General features: G+C 57.0%; 6 protein-coding genes and 1 pseudogene. All 7 read left to right on the forward strand.

Annotated elements, in window-relative coordinates; all coding sequences use genetic code 11:
- Positions 1–134 precede the first annotated feature (134 nt).
- A complete protein-coding gene (locus tag AC0TOF_RS00550) occupies positions 135–1,160 on the forward strand; it encodes an ABC transporter permease (RefSeq protein WP_473766806.1) in 1,026 nt (341 codons plus the stop codon).
- A 31-nt stretch (positions 1,161–1,191) separates the two neighbouring features.
- Entirely contained in the window at positions 1,192–2,202 is a 1,011-nt protein-coding gene (locus AC0TOF_RS00555; RefSeq protein WP_121981865.1) for a substrate-binding domain-containing protein, read from the forward strand.
- A gap of 212 nt (positions 2,203–2,414) precedes the next feature.
- On the forward strand, positions 2,415–3,980 hold the full coding sequence (locus AC0TOF_RS00560) for a sugar ABC transporter ATP-binding protein (RefSeq protein WP_473766807.1): 1,566 nt from the start codon (positions 2,415–2,417) through the stop codon (positions 3,978–3,980).
- On the forward strand, positions 3,977–5,017 hold the full coding sequence (locus AC0TOF_RS00565) for an ABC transporter permease (protein WP_473766808.1): 1,041 nt from the start codon (positions 3,977–3,979) through the stop codon (positions 5,015–5,017). The genes AC0TOF_RS00560 and AC0TOF_RS00565 overlap by 4 nt, the downstream gene beginning before the upstream one ends.
- Positions 5,018–5,040: 23 nt before the next feature.
- On the forward strand, positions 5,041–6,042 hold the full coding sequence (locus AC0TOF_RS00570) for a dihydroxyacetone kinase subunit DhaK (RefSeq protein ID WP_473766809.1): 1,002 nt from the start codon (positions 5,041–5,043) through the stop codon (positions 6,040–6,042).
- A 9-nt stretch (positions 6,043–6,051) separates the two neighbouring features.
- Positions 6,052–6,693, forward strand: a complete 642-nt coding sequence (locus AC0TOF_RS00575; protein WP_473766810.1) for a dihydroxyacetone kinase family protein — start codon at positions 6,052–6,054, stop codon at positions 6,691–6,693.
- Between the two features lie 137 nt (positions 6,694–6,830).
- Positions 6,831–6,965: pseudogene (locus AC0TOF_RS00580) on the forward strand (IS6 family transposase); the annotation flags it as partial.

Here is a 6,965-nt window from a genome sequence, read left to right on the forward strand (position 1 = left end):
TTTTAAACCGATTAAGGGAAAAATCCTCCACAGGCAATGGAAACTTGCAGATATTGCGCTTGACAGCACTAAACCTTCTCGTCATTTATTTAGTGAATAAAAATTCTGTTTACTAAACATGGTGGGAGGAGACCATGCAGAAGACAAGCAATCAGCTTGCCATGCTTGTTGTCATCAATCTGGGATTGCTCGCTCTTGGCGCGTATATCTCGGGAGGTTCCTTCCTTTCCCTGTTCAATCTGCAATCCATGGCGGGCCAGGTACCGGAGATCGGACTTCTGGCAATCGGTGTCATGTTGGCCATGTGCGCTGGCAATGGCGGAATTGATCTTTCCGGGATCGCGCTTGCCAATCTGGCCGGTGTGCTTTCCGCGGTGGTCGTGTCGATGTTCATCTCCAGTGCCGAAAACCAGCTCGGCTTCAGCCTTGCCTTCATCGGTCTGGCGCTGGTGATTGGCCTCGCTGGCGGCATCGTCAACGGCGTATTGATCGCGCGTTTCAATATTACTCCGATCCTCTGCACGCTCGGCACGCAGATGGCGTTTACGGGACTTGCGGTTGTTGTTTCCGGCGGACGTGCGGTCATGGTCGGCAGCCCTGATCTTCTGTCGCGGATCGGCAACGACATGTTTCTGGCAGTTCCGATCAGCTTCCTCATCTTCATCGCCATAGCGGCGTTGATCGCTGCGGTCGTGCGCTTCACGCCCTATGGTTACTGGCTCATGCTGATGGGAACCAATCCGAAAGCCGCCGTCTTCGCCGGTTTCCCGCGCAATGGGGTTCTGGTTGCCACCTATGCGACCAGCGGCCTGCTGGCGGGGTTGGCTGGCGTCATCATCGCTGCACGCAATGTCAATGTGAAGTTCGACTATGGCAGCTCATATCTTCTGGTCGCCATTCTCATCGCCGTCATGGCGGGTGTTAAGCCCGAAGGCGGCTATGGCCGCGTGATCTGCGTCGTGCTGAGCGCGGTCGCACTGCAACTCATGTCCAGCCTGCTCAACTTCGGTGGCCTTTCCAATTTTGTCCGCGACTTTGCCTGGGGCCTGCTGCTGCTCGCCTTCCTCGCAGTCGGAAAATACGACATCGCGGGATTCTTTACCCTCGGCAATCGCCAGAAGGGGAACATCGGTGCGCATCCCTCAGGCACCCGAGCATAGACACTGGGGGATAATAAGTGTGGAGGAAATAATGAAAGCAAAAACAAAAAAACTGCTCGCTGGCACGATCATTGGCGCGGCTGTTGTTGCAGGCAGCGCCGGCACGCTCGTCGCACAGGAAAAGCCGGTTATCGCAACCGTCGTCAAGATCAGCGGTATTCCGTGGTTCGACCGCATGAACACCGGTGTGGAAGCCTATCAGAAGGCAAATCCTGATGTGGTCGCAACGCAGAGCGGTCCTGCAACGTCTGACGCCGCGCAGCAGCTCCAGATCGTACAGGATCTCGTCGCCAAGGGCGTAAACGCTCTGGCAGTCGTGCCGATGGACCCGGCTGTTCTCGAAGGCACCTTCAAGCGCGCCATGGAACGCGGCATTGTTGTTGTGACCCATGAGGCCGATAATCAGGTCAACACCATGGCCGACGTTGAAGCATTCGATAACGCCGATTACGGCTCTGCCCTTAACGAACGTCTGGCAGAATGCATGGGCAAGAGCGGCAAGTGGACCACTTTCGTTGGCTCGCTCGGCAGCCGCACGCATATGCAGTGGGTTGGCGCTGGCGAAGAAAATGCCAAGAAATATCCTGACATGCAGCTTGTCGATCCGAACAATGAATCCTTCGACGACGCCAACGGCACCTATGAAAAGGCCAAGGAAATCCTGCGCAAGCATCCTGACCTGAAAGGCTTCCAGACCTCTGCCGGTAACGATGTTCTCGGCGTCGGTCGTGCGATCGATGAAGCTGGCTTGAGCGGCAAGGTTTGCCTGGTCGGCACTGGTCTGCCAAATCCATCGGCTGATCTTCTGGAATCCGGTGCGATTACCGCAATCGGCTTCTGGGATCCGCAGAAGGCGGGCATGGCCATGAACGCGCTCGCCCGCATGTTCCTTGAAAAGAAGGAAGTGAAGGACGGCACCGATCTTGGCGTTGAAGGCTATAACAGCGTTCGCGTGAAGAAGGGTGCAGGCGAAGGCCTTCTCGTCATCGGCAACGGCATGGTTCTTGCTGACAAGGCCACCTACAAGGAACATTTGTTCTAAGAGCACCACAGCAGGCTGGCCGGTCATCGCATGTGGACATCGTTCAGCCGCATGCGATGGTGTCAAAAGCCCGGATGCTTTGCTGCATCCGGGTGCCTCGACCGTATGAACCACTAAAAACTCAAGACATTAGCGGGCGGCTGTTACAGCCACCTGGTCCTACAGCCAGCCCGGTCGCTTTTGTGTTCCGTGCGGCGACAAAGGAATTCAACGTGTCAACCAAGACGACGAATGGGACGAGCAACGACCGGTCTCCGGATCGTTATCTCGAACTGCGCAACATCCATAAGCGGTTTGGCGGCGTTCACGCGCTGCGCGGCATTGATCTGACAATCGATCTTGGGCAGGCCTATCACCTGCTGGGTGAGAATGGTTGCGGCAAGAGCACCGTCATCAAGATCATGTCCGGCGCGCATGCACCCAGCGAAGGCGAGATTATTCTCGATGGCAAGACCTATGCGGCGCTGAATCCGATCCAGTCGCTCGCCGCCGGTATAGAGACCGTCTATCAGGATCTGTCGCTTATCCCCAACCAGACCGTTGCCGAAAACGTAGCGCTCAATGAGCAGCTCGTTGAAGGCAATGGCCGACTGTTCCGCAGGGTCAAGCTTTCGCAGCTTCGTGAGACCGCAGAGCGCGCATTGAGTACGGTTGGTCTTCCGACCGATAGAGCCTTCCTGAACACGATCGTTTCCGAGCTGCCGCTTGCCATGCGCCAGCTCGTTGCCATTTCGCGCGCCATTGCAACGCGAGCCAAGCTTGTCATCATGGACGAGCCGACGACATCGCTGACCCGTCGTGAAGTGGACAATCTGATTGAAGTGGTCGAGCGCCTGCGTGCCGAGCGCGTTGCCGTGCTTTTCGTGACCCACAAGCTTGATGAATGCTATCGCATCGGCGGCAATGCGGTTGTCTTCCGCGATGGCCAGTGTGTTGCACAGGGACCTATCGAAAACTACACCAAGAAGCAGCTTTCCGAACTGATGATCGGCAGGGAAATCGATGCCGAGCGTTATCGCACGGCGCAGCCCGGCGCTGCCGAACTGCTCAAGCTCGAGAACCTTACCGCATCCAGCTTCAGGGATATCGGTTTTACACTACGCAAAGGCGAAATCCTCGGCATTACCGGCCTTGCGGATTCCGGCCGCAACGAGCTTGCCATGGCAATCACCGGCGTTGTGCCTGCCGACGGAGGCTCGATCCATCTGGAAGGGGCGATAGCCAAAGTCAGCACCCCGGCGGAGGCCATTGAGCGTGGTATTGGCTATGTGCCGGAAGACCGGCTTGCAGAAGGCCTTTTCCTCGACAAGTCGATCTTTCAAAACGAAATCGCGCTGATCTTCAGAAAGCTCTGCAACAGCCTCGGCATCGTCGATCAGAAAGAGGGCCGGAATATCGCCGCTTCGCTGATGAAAGAGATGCGGCTGAACACCACCAATCTCGACCTGCCGGTCGGCGCGCTTTCGGGCGGCAACCAGCAGCGCGTCTTGATCGGCCGCTGGTTGAGCATTGGCCCGAAGCTGCTGGTGCTGCACGGCCCTACCGTCGGCGTCGATGTGGGATCAAAAGACACGATTTACCGTGCAATTCAGGCGCTGGCCGAGGCCGGCATGGGCCTCATCATCGTCAGCGACGATCTGCCTGAGCTTTTGCAGAATGCAGACCGCATTCTCGTCATGAACGCGGGCAGCATCGTTGCCGAGTTCGATGCGGCGCAGGCCACCGAAGATCAGCTCTATCAAGCCATGATGTCGTCGCAGAAGGAATATGTCCAATGAGTGCGTCGCAGTATCAGCAGGATTTGGGCCAAAAGGATTTGGCTCGCGCCCAACCTTTCAAGCTGGGTGAATTCATTCGCAGACGCCCGGAATCGATCACCTTCTTTCTGCTCGTGGCAATCTGCACGATTGTTTCAGTCATCAACCCGGCTTTCCTGCAAGCATCTACACTGATCGATATCGGACGTGCCAGTGTGGTGATGGGGCTGTTCGCACTTGGCGTCTTCATCATTCTCGCCGCAGGCGGCATCGATGTTTCCTTTACGGCCATTGCTGCCACCACGGTCTATTCACTGACGCTTCTTGTGCAGGCTTATATGCCGGAACTGCCGATCATCTTCATCATTCTGATGGCAATTGCGGGTGGCATTTTCCTTGGGGTACTCAATGGCCTTCTGGTGCATCATCTCAATGTGCCGTCGCTGATCGTCACCATCGGCACGCAATATCTTTTCCGCGGCTTCCTGCTCGCCTTTGTCGGCACGGTCTGGATCATGTCCCTGCCTCCGACAATGGGTGCTTTCGGTCGTCTGCCGCTGTTTCAGTTTGAATCGGCAACCGGCGCCACCATCACCATGCCGTTCTATTTTCTGGTGCTGCCCGCGGCTGCAATCCTGACCTGGTGGATATTGAACCGGACCTTGATGGGCCGCGCGATTTTCGCGATGGGCGGCAACAGCCAGATTGCTGCCCGCCTTGGCTATAATCTGCGTACCATCCATATCTTCCTGTTCGGCTATGCAGGCGGGCTGGCGGGGCTGGCGGGCATCATCCATGTCTGCGCCAACCGCCAGTCGAGCCCTTTCGACTTCGTCGGAACAGAAATCAGCGTCATTGCCGCTGTGGTTCTGGGCGGTGCGCGCATCACCGGCGGAACCGGCACCGTCGTCGGCACCCTGCTCGGTGTGCTGCTCATCACCGTCATAAACAGTGTTCTGGTGCTCGTGGGCATTCCCAGCACGTGGCAGCGTCTCGTCGTGGGCTGCTTCATCCTGCTGGCTGCAGCCTTCTTCGTCACCCGCCAACGCAAGAAATAACCCGATACTCTCAAGAGGAAATCATGAAGAAATTCCTGAACGATCCCGTCAATTTCGTGGATGAGATGCTCGAAGGCATCTATCGGGCGCATCCCGAACTTACATTTGTCGACAATGACAAGCGTTGCATGGTTACAGCCAATACCAAGCCCGGCAAGGTCGGTATTGCAACGGGCGGCGGCTCCGGCCACCTGCCTCTGTTTCTCGGCTATATCGGTGAAGGCATGATCGATGGTGCGGCTGTCGGTGGCGTGTTCCAATCGCCAAGCTCGGAGCAAATGTATCAGGTTACCAAGGCTATCGATCAGGGCGCTGGTGTTCTCTACATTTACGGCAACTACAGCGGCGACATCATCAATTTCGATATGGCGGCAGAACTTGCCGATCTCGATGGCATCACCGTGAAGCAGGTTGTCGGCAATGATGACGTGGCTTCCTCTGTCGTTGGTGAAGAACACAAGCGTCGCGGCGTTGCCGGTATCTTCTTCGTCTATAAGGCTGCCGGTGCAGCCGCTGCCAATGGCCTGTCGCTCGACGAAGTGACGCGCCTTGCGGACAAGGCGCGCCTGCGCACACGCACGATGGGTGTAGCTCTTTCCAGCTGCGTTGTGCCGGAAATCGGTCACGCCACCTTCTCCATCGGTGAAGACGAAATGGAAATCGGCATGGGCATCCATGGCGAACCGGGCATCAGCCGCAAGAAGCTTGCCAGCGCAGATGCAGTCATCGACGAGTTGATGGAACGTATTTTCGCCGAGCAGACCTATGCCAAGGGCGATGAAGTTGCCGTGCTGGTCAACGGTCTTGGCGGCACGCCGCTGGAAGAGCTTTACATCATGTTCCGCCGGGTTTCGCAGCTGTTTGACGAGCGTGGCATCAAGGTCAAGCATGTCTGGATCGGCGAATTTGCCACTTCCATGGAGATGGCCGGGGCATCGGTTTCGGTGCTGCACCTCGACGAAGAACTGGAACCGTTGATTGCGGCTTCTGCAAACACGCCATTCTTCAAGCATTTTGCAGGTTGAGGTGCGGTCATGAACGTCATTACTGCATCTGATCTGATCGATCTTTTCGACAACTGGAAGCAGCTTTTTGCAGAACAGCGTGAATTCCTTATCGCGCTGGACGGCAAGGTTGGCGACAGCGATCTTGGCATCACCATGAACAAGGCTTTTGCAGCCGCTGCAGAAGCTCTTCATGCGGAAGGCAAGGCAGCAGGCATTGCCAAGCTTTTGCGCACAGCTGGCGCCACCATGGCACGCGTTGCGCCTTCCACTATGGGCACACTGACTGCGACCGGCTTCTTGCGCGCGAGTAAGGCCTGTGACGGCATCGACGCGCTGGGCACGGCAGAGATCGCCGCTTTCTGGCGCGCCTACCGCGATGGCATCGCCGAGCGCGGCAAGGCCAAGGTAGGCGACAAGACGCTTCTCGATGTGCTGGACCCGATTGCTGTAACGCTTGAAGCTCAAGTCACAGCGGGTGCCTCGCTGGCAGATGCGCTTGCCGCCGCTGCCAAAGCGGCCGAAGATGCGCTGGAAGCGACCAAGACGATGGTGGCCCAACACGGGAAGGCCGCAGCTTTTCAGGAAAAGACCGTCGGACTTCAGGATGCAGGAGCGACCGTGGGAATGCTGCTGATTACAAGCATGTCAGCTTTCGTTTCCGCTAACTAACAGGCAGGCTGATACTCGCATTCCAGGGAAAAGCCCCGGGCTGGACGCCCGGGGCTTTTGTAATTTCCGGCTGAGGCTGGTCCGTTGGGCACCGTAACGTTAACTTTGATGTAAATCTCAGCAGTGGATAAGAGGGCATGCACGACCGTCGCTCCTCGCTTTACCACCGCCACCGCTTTGCGCCTGAGATTATCGCTGAAGCAGTGTGGCTGTATTTCCGGTTTCCGCTGAGCTTTCGCATGGTCGAGGACATGCTGGCATACCGAGGGATC

The organism is Ochrobactrum sp. PL_is501, from assembly GCF_055816895.1.